Genomic DNA, 15,605 nt, shown 5'->3' with positions numbered 1-15,605 from the left:
AGTCTGGGGATGCCGCAGCTCCCCGCCCCCGCCTACCCGGCCGACGTACGCGCCCGGCTCGCGGCGGACGCGCAGGAGGTGATCGCCCGCTATCCAGGCAGCCGATCCGCGCTGCTGCCGCTGCTGCACCTGGTGCAGTCGGAGGAGGGGTACGTCTCCCGCACGGGCATGGCGTTCTGTGCCGAGCTCCTCGGCCTCACCACCGCCGAGGTCACCGCGGTCGCCACCTTCTACACGATGTACCGGCGCCGGCCGAGCGGCGACTACCAGGTCGGGGTCTGCACCAACACCCTGTGCGCGGTGATGGGCGGCGACGCCATCTTCGACCGGCTCAAGGACCACCTCGGTGTCGGCAACGACGAGACGACCGAGGACGGCAAGGTCACCCTGGAGCACATCGAGTGCAACGCGGCCTGTGACTTCGCGCCCGTCGTGATGGTCAACTGGGAGTTCTTCGACAACCAGACGCCGGAGAGCGCGACCCGCCTCGTCGACGACCTGATCGCCGGCCGGACCGTCGAACCCACCCGCGGCGCACCCCTGTGCACGTACAAGGAGACGGCCCGCATGCTGGCCGGCTTCCCCGACGAGCGCCCCGGCGCCGTCGAGGCCACGGGGGGAGCGGGTGCCGCCTCCCTGGTCGGGCTGAAGCTCGCCAAGGGCGAGGCCGCCGTGCCCGCCCGCGTGGTCGCGCCCCGGGGCGAGGCCCCGGGCGACCAGCCGCAGAAGGGCGCCGAGCACCTCAGCTCTCATGACGCACCGCAGCAGACCTCGGCCTCCGACCCGGAGCACCCGGCCGGGCCCGTAGCCGAGGAGGGGGAGTGATGACCTTGGCAGCCGAGATCGACAGGAACGGGACCAGTCCGGAGAAGCTCCTGGCCCCCGTGCTCTCCGCCTTCTGGGACGAGCCGGATTCCTGGACCCTGGACACCTACCGCCGCCACGACGGCTACGAGGGACTGCGCAAGGCGCTCGCCATGTCGCCGGACGACCTCATCGCGTACGTCAAGGACTCCGGTCTGCGCGGACGCGGCGGAGCCGGCTTCCCCACCGGGATGAAGTGGCAGTTCATCCCGCAGGGCGACGGCAAGCCGCACTACCTGGTGGTCAACGCCGACGAGTCGGAGCCGGGGACCTGCAAGGACATCCCGCTCCTCTTCGCGAACCCGCACAGCCTCATCGAGGGCATCGTGATCGCCTGCTACGCGATCCGCTCGTCGCACGCCTTCATCTACCTGCGCGGTGAGGTCGTCCCCGTACTGCGGCGGCTGCACGAGGCCGTCCGCGAGGCGTACGAGGCGGGGTACCTGGGGAAGGACGTCCTGGGCTCGGGTCTCGACCTGGAACTCACCGTGCACGCCGGTGCCGGCGCGTACATCTGCGGTGAGGAGACCGCACTGCTCGACTCGCTCGAAGGGCGGCGCGGCCAGCCCCGGCTGCGGCCCCCCTTCCCCGCGGTCGCCGGTCTGTACGCCTGTCCCACCGTGGTGAACAACGTCGAGTCCATCGCCTCGGTTCCCGCGATCCTGAACCGTGGCAAGGACTGGTTCAAGTCGATGGGCAGCGAGAAGTCCCCGGGCTTCACGCTGTACTCGCTCAGCGGGCACGTCACCAGCCCCGGCCAGTACGAGGCCCCGCTCGGCATCACCCTGCGCCAGCTGCTCGACATGAGCGGCGGCATCCGGGAAGGCCACCGACTGAAGTTCTGGACCCCCGGTGGCTCCTCCACCCCGATGTTCACCGAGGAGCACCTCGACGTCCCGCTGGACTACGAGGGCGTCGGTGCCGCCGGGTCCATGCTCGGCACCAAGGCGCTGCAGTGCTTCGACGAGACCACCTGCGTCGTGCGGGCCGTCACCCGCTGGACCGAGTTCTACGCCCACGAGTCCTGCGGCAAGTGCACGCCGTGCCGCGAGGGCACGTACTGGCTCGTCCAGCTGCTCCGCGACATCGAGGCCGGCAAGGGCCAGATGGCCGACCTCGACAAGCTCAACGACATCGCCGACAACATCAACGGCAAGTCCTTCTGTGCCCTCGGTGACGGTGCCGCCTCGCCGATCTTCTCCTCGCTGAAGTACTTCCGCGAGGAGTACGAGCAGCACATCACCGGCAAGGGCTGCCCCTTCGATCCCGCCAAGTCGACCGTCTGGGCCGACGACAAGAACGCTCACCTGGGGGTGAACGCATGACAGTCACCACGAGTGCGCCCTCCGGGGGCGGCGAGGCGGCCATCCCGCCCGAGGACCTGGTCACGCTGACGATCGACGGCATCGAGATCAGCGTCCCCAAGGGCACCCTGGTCATCCGCGCCGCCGAGCTCCTCGGCATCGAGATCCCGCGCTTCTGCGACCACCCGCTCCTCGACCCGGCCGGCGCCTGCCGGCAGTGCATCGTCGAGGTCGAGGGCCAGCGCAAGCCGATGGCGTCCTGCACCATCACGTGCACCGACGGCATGGTCGTGAAGTCGCAGATCACCTCGCCGGTCGCGGAGAAGGCCCAGAAGGGGGTGATGGAGCTCCTGCTCATCAACCACCCGCTGGACTGCCCGGTCTGCGACAAGGGCGGCGAGTGCCCCCTGCAGAACCAGGCGATGTCGCACGGCGGCGCCGACTCCCGCTTCGACGGGAAGAAGCGCACCTTCGTCAAGCCCGTCCCCATCTCCACCCAGGTGCTGCTGGACCGCGAGCGGTGCGTGCTCTGCGCACGCTGCACCCGGTTCTCCAACCAGGTGGCCGGTGACCCGATGATCGAACTGATCGAGCGCGGCGCGCTCCAGCAGGTCGGTACCGGTCAGGGCGATCCCTTCGAGTCGTACTTCTCCGGCAACACCATCCAGATCTGCCCGGTCGGAGCACTCACCTCGGCGGCGTACCGCTTCCGCTCCCGGCCCTTCGACCTGGTGTCGACGCCTTCGGTGTGCGAGCACTGCGCCGGCGGCTGCGCGACCCGGACCGACCACCGGCGCGGCAAGGTCATGCGGCGGCTCGCCTCCAACGACCCCGAGGTCAACGAGGAGTGGCTCTGCGACAAGGGCCGCTTCGGCTTCCGCTACGCCCAGCAGCGCGACCGGCTCACCACCCCGCTCGTACGCAACGCGGACGGTGTCCTCGAAGCGGCGAGCTGGCCCGAGGCCCTGGCCGCCGCGGCGGCCGGCCTCTCGGCCGCCCACGGCAGGGCGGCCGTTCTCACCGGCGGCCGGCTGACCGTCGAGGACGCCTACGCGTACAGCAAGTTCGCGCGGATCGCCCTCGGCACGAACGACATCGACTTCCGGGCCCGGGTCCACAGCGGCGAGGAGGCCGACTTCCTGGCCGCGCGGGTGGCCGGACGAGGACGGGACCTGGACGGCACCGGGGTCACGTACACCGCTCTCGAAAAGGCACCGGCTGTCCTGCTGGCCGGCTTCGAGTCCGAGGAGGAGGCGCCCGGCGTCTTCCTGCGGTTGCGCAAGGCCCACCGCAAGCACGGGCAGCGGACGTTCGCGCTCGCCTCGCACGCCACCCGCGGACTGGAGAAGGCGGGCGGCACGCTGCTCCCCGCCGCACCGGGCACCGAGACCGAGTGGCTGGACGCCCTCGCGGGTGGCGTCGGCCTGGAGGGCGAAGGAGCCGTGGCGGCCGAGGCGCTGCGCGGCGAGGGCGCCCTGATCGTCGTGGGCGAGCGGCTCGCCGGAGTGCCCGGCGCGCTGACCGCCGTCGTACGGACCGCCGCCGCGACCGGGGCCACGCTCGTGTGGATCCCGCGGCGGGCCGGTGAGCGCGGCGCCCTGGAGGCGGGCGCGCTCCCGTCGCTGCTGCCCGGCGGCCGTCCGGCGACCGATCCGCGGGCCAGGCAGGAGGTGGCGTCCGTCTGGGGCGTCGCCGCGCTCCCGTCCCGCTTCGGCCGTGACACCGGACAGATCGTGGAGGCCGCGGCCACCGGCGAACTGGCCGCGCTGCTGGTCGCCGGCGTCGACCCCGAGGACCTGCCCGACCCGGCCCGCGCCCTGGAAGCTCTGGACGAGGTCGGCTTCCTGGTCTCGCTGGAGCTGCGCCCCGGCGCCGTCACCGAGCGCGCCGACGTGGTCCTTCCCGTCGCCGCCGTCGCGGAGAAGCCCGGCACCTTCCTCAACTGGGAAGGCAGGGCGCGGATGTTCGAGGCCGCGCTCAAGCCCGAGCAGCTGCCGCGCACGCTCTGCCCGACCGACGCGCGGGTGCTGCACATGCTGGCCGACGCGCTGGACGTGCACCTCGCCCTGCCGGACCTGCGCGCGGCGCGCCGCGAGCTGGACCGGCTCGGCGGCTGGCAGGGCACCCACGCCGAGGACCCGCGGGCCAGGTCCCGGCCGGTGCCCCGGGCGGGCGACGGCGAGGCGGTCCTCGCGGGCCACCGGATGCTGCTCGACCGGGGCCGGCTGCAGGAGGGCGACGAGGCACTGGCCGGTACCCGGCACGCGGCCGTCGCCCGGCTGTCCGCCACCACGGCGGCCGAGGCCGGGGTGAAGGACGGCGACCTGCTGGCCGTCACCGGCCCCGCCGGCACCACCGAACTCCCGCTGGCGGTCACCGACATGCCGGACCGCGTGGTGTGGGTGCCGCTCAACTCCGTGGGCCGGGGCGTCCCGGCCGACACGGGTGCGGTCCCCGGCGCACTGGTCCGGATCGGCCCCGCCGCCCCGGGCTCCCACGACGTCGCATCGGAGGTACGGGCGTGACTGGCCTCGTCCCACTCGCGACGGCACCGCACCGTGCCGTCCTCGCTGCCGAGGATCTCTCGATGTTCGGCACCGACCCCTGGTGGCTCGTCGGCGTCAAGGCGGTGTTCTGCTTCGCGTTCCTGATGGTGACCGTGCTCTTCTCCATCGTGTGGGAGCGCAAGGTCGTCGCCTGGATGCAGCTGCGCATCGGCCCGAACCGGCACGGCCCCTGGGGCATGCTCCAGTCGCTCGCCGACGGCGTCAAGCTGATGCTGAAGGAAGACGTCGTCGTCAAGCGGGCCGACAAGGTCGTCTACGTCCTGGCGCCGGTCATCGCCGCCGCGCCCGCGTTCATGGCGATCGCGGTGATCCCGTTCGGGCCGCCCGGCAACGAGGTCTCGATCTTCGGCCACCGTACGACGATGCAGCTGACCGACCTGCCGATCGCGATGCTGTACGTCCTCGCGATCGCCTCCGTCGGCATCTACGGCATCGTGCTGGCCGGCTGGTCCTCCGGATCGACGTACCCGCTGCTCGGCGGTCTGCGCTCGTGCGCCCAGATGATCAGCTACGAGATCGCCATGGGCGCAGCGTTCGCCTCGGTGTTCCTCTACTCCGGGTCGATGTCGACCTCGAAGATCGTGGAGGCGCAGGAGGACCGCTGGTTCATCATCCTGCTGCCGGTCTCCTTCATCATCTACGTCGTCACGATGGTCGGGGAGACCAACCGCGCCCCGTTCGACATGCCGGAGTCCGAGGGCGACCTGGTCGGCGGCTTCAACACCGAGTACTCCTCCATCAAGTTCGCGATGTTCATGCTCGCCGAGTACGTCAACATGGTCACCGTCTCCGCGGTCTCCGTGACCCTGTTCCTGGGCGGCTGGCGGGCTCCGTACCCGATCAGCACCTTCTGGGAGGGCGCGAACCACGGCTGGTGGCCGATGCTCTGGTTCGTCATCAAGGTCCAGCTGCTGCTGTTCTTCTTCATCTGGCTGCGCGGCACGCTGCCCAGGGTCCGCTACGACCAGCTGATGAAGCTCGGCTGGAAGGTCCTGATCCCGGTCTCCGTGGTCTGGCTGATGCTGGTCGCCACGGTCCGGGCGCTGCGCAACGAGGGGTACGACTTCTCGAAGATCGTGCTGTACGTCGCCGGGGCCGTCATCGCGATCCTGCTGATCAGCTTCGTCGCCGACATCTTCCGGGACCGGAAGGCCAAGGCCGTCGAGGCGGAGGCCGGGCCCGAGCCGGCGTTCGACCCGATGGCGGGCGGCTTCCCGGTGCCGCCGCTGCCGGGCCAGACCCTGCCGCCCGTGCCGCGCCGCAGGCCACGACGCGAGCGCGAGCTCGTTGTCAGTGGCGGACCGGATACGCGGAGTGACGAACCCGCGAATGGCGGACGTACGAGTGACGGAAAGGAGGCTGACGGTGTCTGAGCCCTCAGAGCCCTCAGGGGAGAAGTTCCTGAATCCCGTGGCCGGCTTCGGCGTGACCTTCAAGGCCATGTTCAAGAAGCGGCTGACCGAGCAGTACCCGGAGACGCAGAAGGTGACGGCGCCGCGCTTCCACGGCCGGCACCAGCTCAACCGCCACCCCGACGGCCTGGAGAAGTGCGTCGGCTGCGAGCTGTGCGCCTGGGCGTGTCCGGCGGACGCCATCTACGTGGAGGGCGCGGACAACACCGACGAGGAGCGCTACTCCCCGGGGGAGCGCTACGGCCGCGTCTACCAGATCAACTACGCGCGCTGCATCCTGTGCGGGCTCTGCATCGAGGCGTGCCCCACCCGGGCACTGACCATGACGAACGAGTTCGAGCTCGCCAACACCACCCGCGAGAGCCTGATCTACACCAAGGACGAGCTGCTCGCGGGGCTGGAGGAAGGCATGGTCGACAGCCCGCACGCGATCTTCCCGGGCATGGACGAACAGGACTACTACCGGGGCCTGGTGACCGAGGCCGCGCCCGGTACGGAGCGCCAGACGGCCGTCTCCGAGGGCGAGTCGGACAAGGAGGTGGACGCATGACGTCCGGTCTGGCCGCAGCGGCCACCACCTCGACCGGTGAGGCCGTCCAGTTCTGGCTGCTCGGCACCGTCGCCGTCCTCGGCGCGCTCGCCACCGTCCTGATGAAGAAGGCGGTGCACAGCGCGCTGTCGCTCGCCGGCACCATGATCGTGCTGGCGGTCTTCTACCTCGCCAACGGCGCCTATTTCCTGGGCATCGTCCAGATCGTCGTCTACACCGGCGCGATCATGATGCTGTTCCTCTTCGTGGTCATGCTCGTCGGCGTCACCGCGGCGGACTCCCTCAAGGAGACCCTCAAGGGCCAGCGCTGGCTGGCCGCCGCCTGCGGCCTCGGCTTCGGCGTCCTCCTGATCGCCGGCATCGGCCAGGCCTCGCTGAGCGGCTTCAACGGCCTGGGTGCGGCGAACGCCCGGCACGGCGGCAACGTCGAGGGCATCGCCAACCTGATCTTCACCAAGTACGTCTTCGCGTTCGAGATCACCGGCGCCCTGCTGATCACGGCGACCGTCGGCGCGATGCTGCTGACGCACCGCGAGCGCACCGAACGCGCCAAGACCCAGCGGGAGCTGTCGCAGCAGCGGGTGCGCAGCAGCCACGTACCGCCGCTGCCCGCCCCCGGCGTCTACGCACGGCACAACGCCGTGGACATCGCCGGACTGCTCCCGGACGGCACCCCGTCCGAGCTCACCGTCATGCAGACGCTGCGCCGGCGCGGCCAGATCCGCGACGTGTCCGACGAGTCGCTCGCCGACCTCAAGGCGCTGGAACAGCGCTCCGAGGAGCGGCTGGGCCGCGACCGCACGGAGCACGACCACGCGAGGGACGGCCTCGTGGAGAAGGACCTCGCAGAAGAAGGGGAGGAGGTCGCCAAGTGAATCCGGTCAACTACCTCTACCTCGCGGCCCTTTTGTTCACGATCGGCGCCTCCGGTGTGCTGATCAGGCGGAACGCGATCGTGGTGTTCATGTGCATCGAGCTGATGCTCAACGCCTGCAACCTCACGCTCGTCGCGTTCTCCCGGATGCACGGCAACCTCGACGGCCAGATCATCGCCTTCTTCACGATGGTCGTCGCCGCCGCGGAGGTCGTCGTCGGGCTCGCGATCATCGTGTCGCTGTTCCGCTCCCGCCACTCGGCCTCGGTCGACGACGCCAGCCTGATGAAGCTGTAAGGGGTCGGAATCGTGGAAAACCTTATCGCGCTGCTGGTCGCGGCGCCCCTGCTCGGAGCGGCGGTCCTGCTGTGCGGCGGACGCCGGCTCGACCGGGCCGGCCACTGGATCGGCACCCTGCTCGCCGCCGCGTCCTTCGTCGTCGGTGTCGTGCTGTTCGTCGACATGCTGGGCAGGAGCGCCGACGACCGCGCCCTGCACCAGAAGCTGTTCAGCTGGATTCCCGTCGAGGGATTCCAGGCCGATGTGGCCTTCCAGCTCGATCAGCTGTCGATGACGTTCGTCCTGCTGATCACCGGTGTGGGAACGCTGATCCACATCTACTCGATCGGCTACATGGAGCACGACGAGCGCCGCCGCCGCTTCTTCGGCTATCTGAATCTGTTCCTCGCGGCGATGCTCATCCTGGTCATCGCGGACAACTACCTCCTGCTGTACGTCGGGTGGGAGGGCGTCGGTCTGGCGTCGTACCTGCTCATCGGCTTCTGGCAGCACAAGCCCAGCGCGGCCACCGCCGCCAAGAAGGCCTTCCTGGTCAACCGGGTCGGCGACATGGGCCTGTCCATCGCGATCATGCTGATGTTCACCACCTTCGGCACCTTCGCCTTCGGTCCGGTGCTCGAAGCGACCGGGGACACCGGCGAGGGCAAGCTGACGGCGATCGGCCTGATGCTGCTCCTCGCGGCCTGCGGCAAGTCGGCCCAGGTGCCGCTGCAGTCCTGGCTCGGTGACGCGATGGAGGGCCCGACCCCGGTCTCGGCCCTCATCCACGCCGCCACCATGGTGACCGCGGGCGTCTACCTCATCGTCCGCTCCGGCGCGATCTTCAACGCGGCCCCCGACGCCCAGCTGGTCGTCGTGGTCGTCGGCGCGGTCACGCTCCTCTTCGGTGCGATCGTCGGTTGCGCGAAGGACGACATCAAGAAGGCCCTCGCCGGGTCGACGATGTCGCAGATCGGCTACATGATCCTGGCCGCGGGCCTCGGCCCCATCGGCTACGTCTTCGCGATCATGCACCTGGTGACGCACGGCTTCTTCAAGGCGGGGCTCTTCCTCGGTGCCGGTTCGGTCATGCACGGCATGAACGACGAGGTCGACATGCGGAAGTACGGCGGCCTGCGGACGTTCATGCCGGTCACCTTCGTCACCTTCGGCCTCGGCTACCTCGCGATCATCGGCTTCCCGGGTCTGTCCGGCTTCTTCTCCAAGGACATGATCATCGAGGCGGCCTTCGCCAAGGGCGGCACCGAGGGCTGGATCCTCGGCTCCGTCACCCTGCTGGGCGCCGCGATCACCGCGTTCTACATGACGCGCGTGATGCTGCTGACGTTCTTCGGCGAGAAGCGCTGGCAGCCGGACGCGGAGGGCCACGAACCGCACCCGCACGAGTCACCCAGGTCGATGACGATCCCGATGATCGTGCTGGCCTTCGGGTCGGTCTTCGCCGGAGGCTTCTTCTCCATCGGCGACCGGTTCATGCACTGGCTGGAGCCCGTCACCGGACACGACCACGGACACGCCCCGGTCAGCGCCACCACCGTCACCGCCGCCACCATGGTGGTGCTCGTCATCGGTGTCGCCATCGCCTGGGCCATGTACGGGCGCAAGCCCGTCCCCGTCGTGGCCCCGCGCGGCTCGCTGCTCACCAGGGCAGCCCGCCGCGACCTCCTCCAGGACGACTTCAACCACGTGGTCCTGGTCCGCGGCGGCGAACACCTCACCCGCTCCCTGGTCTACGTCGACCACACCCTGGTCGACGGCGTCGTCAACGGCACGGCCGCCACGATGGGCGGGCTATCCGGCCGGCTGCGCAAGCTGCAGAACGGCTATGCCCGCTCCTACGCGGTCTCGATGTTCGGCGGTGCGGCGGTTCTCATCGCCGCAACCCTGCTGATGAGGGCGGTCTGATCCCATGTCCTTTCCCCTCCTGACAGCGACGGCGGCGCTCCCGGCGATCGGCGCGATCCTCACCGCCGCCGTCCCCGCCGCACGGCGCACCGCCGCCAAATGGCTCGCGCTGTTCTTCTCGCTGGGCACCCTCGTCCTGGCGGGCATCGTGTTCGCCCGCTTCGAACCCGGCGGCGAGCGCTACCAGCTGACCGAGTCGCACGCCTGGATCAAGGACTTCGGCGTCCGGTACGAGCTGGGGGTCGACGGCATCGGGGTGGCGCTCCTCGCGCTCACCGCGCTGCTGATCCCCTTCGTCATCCTGGCCGGCTGGCACGACGCCGACCCCCTGGAGACGAACTCCTCCCGGTGGCGGCCCACCCAGGGCTTCTTCGCGCTGATCCTGATGGTCGAAGCGATGGTCATCCTCTCCTTCGAGGCCACCGACGTCTTCCTCTTCTACATCCTCTTCGAAGCCATGCTCATCCCGATGTACTTCCTCATCGGCGGCTTCGGGGACCGGGCGCACGCGGGCACCGACGAGAACGCCGCGGCCCAGCGCAGCTACGCGGCCGTGAAGTTCCTCCTCTACAACCTGGCCGGCGGGCTCATCATGCTGGCCGCCGTCATCGGGCTCTACGTGGTCGCGGGCAGTTTCTCGCTCTCCGAGATCGCCGAGGCCCGGGCCGACGGCTCCCTGGAGATGGCGAGCAGCACCGAGCGGTGGCTGTTCCTCGGGTTCTTCTTCGCCTTCGCGGTGAAGGCGCCGCTGTGGCCGCTGCACACCTGGCTTCCCAACGCCATGGGGGAGGCGACCACCCCGGTGGCCGTCCTGATCACCGCGGTCGTCGACAAGGTCGGCACCTTCGCGATGCTCCGCTTCTGCCTCCAGCTGTTCCCGGAGGCCAGCAAGTGGGCCACGCCGGTGATCCTCGTCCTGGCGCTGATCTCCATCGTCTACGGGGCGCTGCTCGCCGTCGGCCAGCGCGACATCAAGCGGCTCATCGCCTACGCGTCGATCTCGCACTTCGGCTTCATCGTGCTCGGCATCTTCGCGATGACCAGCCAGGGCCAGTCGGGCGCCACGCTCTACATGGTCAACCACGGGCTCTCGACGGCCGCGCTGATGCTGGTCGCCGGATTCCTGATCACCCGGCGCGGCTCGCGCCTCATCGCCGACTACGGCGGGGTGCAGAAGGTGGCGCCGGTCCTGGCGGGGACGTTCCTGATCGGCGGCCTGGCCACGCTCTCGCTGCCCGGCCTCGCCCCGTTCGTCAGCGAGTTCCTGGTCCTGGTCGGCGTGTTCAGCGCGTACCCGGTGTTCGGCGTCATCGCCACCCTGGGCATCGTGCTCGCCGCCCTCTACGTCCTCGTCCTCTACCAGCGGACGATGACGGGACCGGTCAGGGAGGGGATCGGGGGCATGCCCGACCTCAAGGTCCGTGAGCTGGCGGTGGCCCTTCCGCTGATCGCCCTGCTGATCTTCCTGGGCGTGTTCCCGAAGCCGCTCACCGAGGTCGTCGACCCGGCGGTGCGGCACACCATGCACGACGTACAGAAGAAGGACCCCCAGCCCGAGGTGGAGGCCGCCAAGTGAGCGCAACAGCTGTCCACAGTCTGTGGACGACGGCGGGCGAGGTGACGACGGCCGCACCGGGCGACAGGTTCACCGCGCCGACCATCGAGTACGCCCAACTGGCGCCCGTCCTGATCGTGGTCGGTGTCGCCGTCCTGGGCATCCTCGTGGAGGCCTTCGTCCCACGCCGGGCCCGGTACACCACGCAGGTGTTCCTGACCGTCGTCGCCCTCGCCGCCGCGTTCGCCGCGGTCGTGGGGCTCGCGGCCGACGGGTACGCCGGGAAGAACGCGCAGATCGCCGCGATGGGCGCCGTCGCCGTCGACGGACCCACCCTGTTCCTGCAGGGCGTCATCCTGCTGGTCTCGATGGTCTCCGTGTTCACGTTCGCCGAACGGCGGCTGGACCCGGCCGCGCACGGCAACCGCGTGGACTCCTTCGCCGCCCAGGCCGGTTCGGTCCCCGGCAGCGACGGCGAGAAGGCGGCGGTCAGGGCCGGTTTCACCACGACCGAGGTCTTCCCGCTGGTCCTGTTCTCCGTGGCGGGCATGCTCGTCTTCCCGGCGGCCAACGACCTGCTGACGCTCTTCGTCGCGCTCGAGGTCTTCTCCCTCCCGCTCTACCTCCTGTGCGCCGTCGCCCGCCGCAAGCGGCTGATGTCGCAGGAGGCCGCGGTGAAGTACTTCCTGCTCGGCGCCTTCTCCTCGGCGTTCCTGCTCTTCGGCATCGCACTGCTCTACGGCTACGCCGGCACCGTCTCGTACGCCGGGATCGCGAACGTCGTGGACGGAACCGTCCAGGAGATCGACCCGGCGCTCGCCGGCACCATGGGCAACGACGCGCTGCTGCTGATCGGCGCCGCGATGATCCTCATGGGCCTGCTCTTCAAGGTCGGCGCGGTCCCGTTCCACATGTGGACCCCGGACGTCTACCAGGGTGCACCCACCCCGGTCACGGGCTTCATGGCCGCGGCCACGAAGGTCGCCGCGTTCGGCGCGCTGCTGCGCCTGCTGTACGTGGTGCTGCCGGGGCTCACCTGGGATCTGCGCCCGGTCATGTGGGGCGTCGCGATCGTCACGATGCTGGGCGGGGCGGTCGTCGCGATCACCCAGACCGACATCAAGCGGCTGCTGGCGTACTCCTCGATCGCGCACGCGGGCTTCATCCTCGCCGGTGTCATCGCGGCCAGCCCGGAGGGCGTCTCGTCGGTCCTCTTCTACCTGGGCGTGTACTCCTTCGTGACCGTCGGCGCCTTCGCCGTCGTCACCCTGGTGCGCGACGCGGGCGGCGAGGCGACGCACCTGTCGAAGTGGGCCGGCCTGGGCCGGCGCTCCCCGCTCACGGCGGCCGTCTTCGCCGTGTTCCTGCTGTCCTTCGCCGGTATCCCGCTCACCTCGGGCTTCTCCGGCAAGTTCGCCGTCTTCAAGGCGGCGGCGGACGGCGGTGCGGCCGGACTGGTCGTGGTCGGTGTGATCTCGTCGGCCATCGCCGCCTTCTTCTACATCCGCGTCATCGTCCTGATGTTCTTCAGCGAGCCGAAGGCGGACGGCCCCACGGTCGCCGTCCCGTCCCCGCTGACGATGACCACGATCGCGGTCGGTGTCGCGGTCACCCTGGTGCTGGGCCTGGCCCCGCAGTACTTCCTGGACCTGGCGAGCCAGGCGGGAGTGTTCGTGCGGTAACGGGCGGCAGCACCACGACGACGCCGGACGGGCCCTGGAAGTCAAGCCCGTCCGGCGTTGTCGTACGCGGCACCTATGGTTGCTGTGGACGGGTCGGACAGCGACACGGACGGTACGGACGGGCGGACGGGAACGATGAGTGTGACGACCGAGAGCGCCGCGCAGCAGACGCTGCACCGGGTGTTCGGGTACGAGGCGTTCCGCGGCGAGCAGGGCGCGGTGATCGAGCATGTGGTCGCCGGCGGTGATGCGGTCGTGCTCATGCCCACGGGCGGCGGCAAGTCCCTCTGCTACCAGATCCCCGCCCTGGTCAGGCCGGGCACCGGCATCGTGGTCTCCCCGCTGATCGCGCTCATGCAGGACCAGGTGGACGCCCTGCGGGCGCTCGGCGTCCGCGCCGGCTTCGTCAACTCCACGCAGGACTTCGACGAGCGCCGCTCGATGGAGGCCCAGTTCGTGGCGGGCGAGCTCGACCTGTTGTACCTGGCGCCGGAGCGCCTGCGGCTGGACTCCACCCTCGCGCTGCTCGCCCGCGGTGAGATCTCCGTCTTCGCGATCGACGAGGCGCACTGCGTCGCCCAGTGGGGCCACGACTTCCGCCCCGACTACCTGGCGCTGTCCGTCCTGGGCGAGCGCTGGCCCGACGTACCCCGCATCGCGCTCACGGCCACGGCGACCGACGCCACACACCGGGAGATCACCCAGCGCCTGGGCATGCCCGACGCCAGGCACTTCGTGGCCAGCTTCGACCGGCCCAACATCCAGTACCGCGTCGTGGGGAAGTCCGACCCGAAGAAGCAGCTGCTCACCTTCCTCCAGGAGGAGCACGCGGGGGACGCCGGCATCGTCTACTGCCTGTCGCGCAACTCGACGGAGAAGACCGCCGAATACCTCTGCCGCAACGGCATCGAGGCCGTGCCGTACCACGCGGGCCTGGACGCCGCGACGCGCGCCGAGCACCAGTCGCGTTTCCTGCGCGAGGAGGGGCTGGTCGTCGTCGCGACGATCGCCTTCGGCATGGGCATCGACAAGCCCGACGTGCGCTTCGTCGCCCACCTCGACCTGCCGAAGTCCGTCGAGGGCTACTACCAGGAGACCGGCCGCGCGGGCCGTGACGGTGCGCCCTCCACGGCCTGGATGGCGTACGGACTCCAGGACGTCGTCCAGCAGCGCAAGCTGATCCAGGGCGGCGAGGGCGACGAGGCGTTCCGGCGCCGGGCCGCCTCGCACCTGGACTCGATGCTGGCGCTCTGCGAGACCGTCCGGTGCCGCCGTGCCCAGCTCCTGACGTACTTCGGCCAGGAGCCCGGCGAGCACACCTGCGGCAACTGCGACACCTGCCTCGCCCCGCCCGAGACCTGGGACGGCACGGTGGTCGCGCAGAAGCTGCTGTCCACCGTGGTCCGGCTGAAGCGGGAGCGCGGGCAGAAGTTCGGAGCCGGCCAGATCATCGACATCCTGCTGGGCCGCAAGACCGCGAAGATCATCCAGTTCGACCACGACCAGCTCTCGGTGTTCGGCATCGGCGAGGAGCTGGCCGAGGCGGAATGGCGAGGTGTGGTGCGCCAGCTGCTGGCGCAGGGGCTGCTCGCCGTCGAGGGCGAGTACGGCACGCTGGTGCTGACCGAGGAGAGTGGCTCGGTGCTCGGCCGGGAGCGCGAGGTACTGCTGCGCAAGGAGCCGAAGAAGCCGACGGCCCGCTCGGCCAGGGGCGGCGAGCGCAAGGGCAGGTCCGCCGCCGCGGTGGCCGACCTCCCGGCCGGGGCCGTCCCGGTCTTCGAGGCGCTGCGCGCCTGGCGCGGCGCCCAGGCGAAGGAGCTGGGCCTCCCGGCGTACGTGATCTTCCACGACGCGACGCTGCGGGAGATCGCCGCCCTGCGCCCGGGCTCCCTGGCGGAGCTGGGCGGCATCAGCGGCCTGGGCGAGAAGAAGCTGGCGACGTACGGCGAAGGTGTCCTGGAGGTGCTGGCCGGGCTGGGAGGAGCGGGGCCGGACGACGGCACGGACAGCGCTCCCACCGTGCCGGCACCGGCAGGCCCGCCCGCCGCTGCTCCGCCGGAAGCCGCTCGCGCCGCTGAGCCGGCGCGGGCGGTGCGGCCGATACAGGTGGAGCAGGACATGGACGCGCACGCCGGCTGGGACGAGGAGCCACCCGAGTTCGACTGAGCGCGTGACGGGCGACGAGGGCGCTATCGCGGCGTCGCCCGGCCTCGCGTGACGATCGCGAGGCTCCCGTCGATGAGCTCCGTATGCGGAGGCAGATTCGGGAGTGTGTCCAGGTCATCGTCGGTCCGGCCGCCTACGGGCGGGACCGCCCACCTCGGCTCGGGGGCCGCGGGTTCGATGCTCATCGGTGCTCCCGTACGAAGGAGTCTCGCGGGTCCGTCCACCGTATCCGCCGCCTACCGGACCAAGCCCGCCCGCACGTGTGCACGACTCGCGCGGCGTCGACCACCTGCCTCCCCGAGACGCGCCCGCGTCCGGGTCGCCCAGGGACCCGGACGGCGGGGCGACCGCGGAATCCGGGTCCGCCGGGGAGCGCCGTCGCCGCGCCCCGCCGGCCCCGCCCCCGCCACGGCGCACCCCGGCCGG

11 protein-coding genes and 1 pseudogene are annotated in these 15,605 nt (G+C 70.4%); 11 read left to right on the top strand and 1 reads right to left on the bottom strand.

From position 1 onward, the window contains the following. Positions 1–9: 9 nt before the first annotated feature. The 11 genes from nuoE to recQ all read left to right on the top strand — a co-directional run bounded on the left by nuoE (position 10) and on the right by recQ (position 15,179). Positions 10–825 (top strand): NADH-quinone oxidoreductase subunit NuoE, encoded by an 816-nt coding sequence (gene nuoE, locus AB0F38_RS11415; RefSeq protein WP_361890209.1) that lies wholly within the window; start codon positions 10–12, stop codon positions 823–825. After that, a complete protein-coding gene (nuoF, locus tag AB0F38_RS11410) occupies positions 825–2,189 on the top strand; it encodes an NADH-quinone oxidoreductase subunit NuoF (RefSeq protein WP_361890206.1) in 1,365 nt (454 codons plus the stop codon). The genes nuoE and nuoF overlap by 1 nt, the downstream gene beginning before the upstream one ends. Continuing rightward, on the top strand, positions 2,186–4,693 hold the full coding sequence (locus tag AB0F38_RS11405) for an NADH-quinone oxidoreductase subunit G (protein WP_361890203.1): 2,508 nt from the start codon (positions 2,186–2,188) through the stop codon (positions 4,691–4,693). The genes nuoF and AB0F38_RS11405 overlap by 4 nt, the downstream gene beginning before the upstream one ends. 62 nt (positions 4,694–4,755) lie before the next feature. Then, complete coding sequence (gene nuoH, locus AB0F38_RS11400; RefSeq protein ID WP_361890684.1) at positions 4,756–6,108, top strand: NADH-quinone oxidoreductase subunit NuoH; 1,353 nt, start codon at positions 4,756–4,758, stop codon at positions 6,106–6,108. Continuing rightward, complete coding sequence (gene nuoI / locus AB0F38_RS11395; RefSeq protein WP_361890200.1) at positions 6,065–6,697, top strand: NADH-quinone oxidoreductase subunit NuoI; 633 nt, start codon at positions 6,065–6,067, stop codon at positions 6,695–6,697. Before nuoH ends, nuoI begins: the two co-directional genes overlap by 44 nt. Then, the gene (locus AB0F38_RS11390; protein ID WP_361890197.1) at positions 6,694–7,572 is read left to right on the top strand and encodes an NADH-quinone oxidoreductase subunit J; all 879 of its coding nucleotides are present in this window, start codon (positions 6,694–6,696) and stop codon (positions 7,570–7,572) included. The genes nuoI and AB0F38_RS11390 overlap by 4 nt, the downstream gene beginning before the upstream one ends. Beyond that, positions 7,569–7,868: an NADH-quinone oxidoreductase subunit NuoK gene (nuoK, locus tag AB0F38_RS11385; protein WP_056796805.1), complete on the top strand. Its 300-nt coding sequence runs from the start codon at positions 7,569–7,571 to the stop codon at positions 7,866–7,868. Before AB0F38_RS11390 ends, nuoK begins: the two co-directional genes overlap by 4 nt. Positions 7,869–7,880: 12 nt before the next feature. Continuing rightward, positions 7,881–9,776, top strand: coding sequence for an NADH-quinone oxidoreductase subunit L (gene nuoL, locus AB0F38_RS11380; protein WP_361890194.1), 1,896 nt, complete (start codon positions 7,881–7,883; stop codon positions 9,774–9,776). Between the two features lie 4 nt (positions 9,777–9,780). Then, complete coding sequence (locus tag AB0F38_RS11375) at positions 9,781–11,352, top strand: NADH-quinone oxidoreductase subunit M (protein ID WP_361890191.1); 1,572 nt, start codon at positions 9,781–9,783, stop codon at positions 11,350–11,352. Then, positions 11,349–13,013 (top strand): NADH-quinone oxidoreductase subunit NuoN, encoded by a 1,665-nt coding sequence (gene nuoN, locus AB0F38_RS11370; protein ID WP_361890188.1) that lies wholly within the window; start codon positions 11,349–11,351, stop codon positions 13,011–13,013. The genes AB0F38_RS11375 and nuoN overlap by 4 nt, the downstream gene beginning before the upstream one ends. 135 nt (positions 13,014–13,148) lie before the next feature. Further along, entirely contained in the window at positions 13,149–15,179 is a 2,031-nt protein-coding gene (gene recQ / locus AB0F38_RS11365) for a DNA helicase RecQ (protein ID WP_361890185.1), read from the top strand. A gap of 47 nt (positions 15,180–15,226) precedes the next feature. Here recQ and AB0F38_RS11360 read toward each other — a convergent pair. Continuing rightward, a pseudogene (locus AB0F38_RS11360) lies at positions 15,227–15,364 on the bottom strand (Uma2 family endonuclease); the annotation flags it as partial. Between the last annotated feature and the right edge of the window lie 241 nt (positions 15,365–15,605).

Source organism: Streptomyces sp. NPDC025273 (assembly GCF_040638585.1).
In the GTDB taxonomy this organism is placed as follows: Bacteria; Actinomycetota; Actinomycetes; order Streptomycetales; family Streptomycetaceae; genus Streptomyces; species Streptomyces cinereorectus.
This window is presented reverse-complemented; position numbering and strand designations above follow the sequence as displayed.

What these genes read in the sequence shown, in the direction of transcription:
- AB0F38_RS11375 (WP_361890191.1), top strand. Translation starts at nt 9,781, where the DNA reads ATGTCCTTTCCCCTCCTGACAGCGACGGCGGCGCTCCCGGCGATCGGC.
- nuoE (WP_361890209.1), top strand. Translation starts at nt 10, where the DNA reads ATGCCGCAGCTCCCCGCCCCCGCCTACCCGGCCGACGTACGCGCCCGG.
- recQ (WP_361890185.1), top strand. Translation starts at nt 13,149, where the DNA reads ATGAGTGTGACGACCGAGAGCGCCGCGCAGCAGACGCTGCACCGGGTG.
- AB0F38_RS11390 (WP_361890197.1), top strand. Translation starts at nt 6,694, where the DNA reads ATGACGTCCGGTCTGGCCGCAGCGGCCACCACCTCGACCGGTGAGGCC.
- nuoF (WP_361890206.1), top strand. Translation starts at nt 825, where the DNA reads ATGACCTTGGCAGCCGAGATCGACAGGAACGGGACCAGTCCGGAGAAG.
- AB0F38_RS11405 (WP_361890203.1), top strand. Translation starts at nt 2,186, where the DNA reads ATGACAGTCACCACGAGTGCGCCCTCCGGGGGCGGCGAGGCGGCCATC.
- nuoI (WP_361890200.1), top strand. Translation starts at nt 6,065, where the DNA reads ATGGCGGACGTACGAGTGACGGAAAGGAGGCTGACGGTGTCTGAGCCC.
- nuoH (WP_361890684.1), top strand. Translation starts at nt 4,756, where the DNA reads ATGTTCGGCACCGACCCCTGGTGGCTCGTCGGCGTCAAGGCGGTGTTC.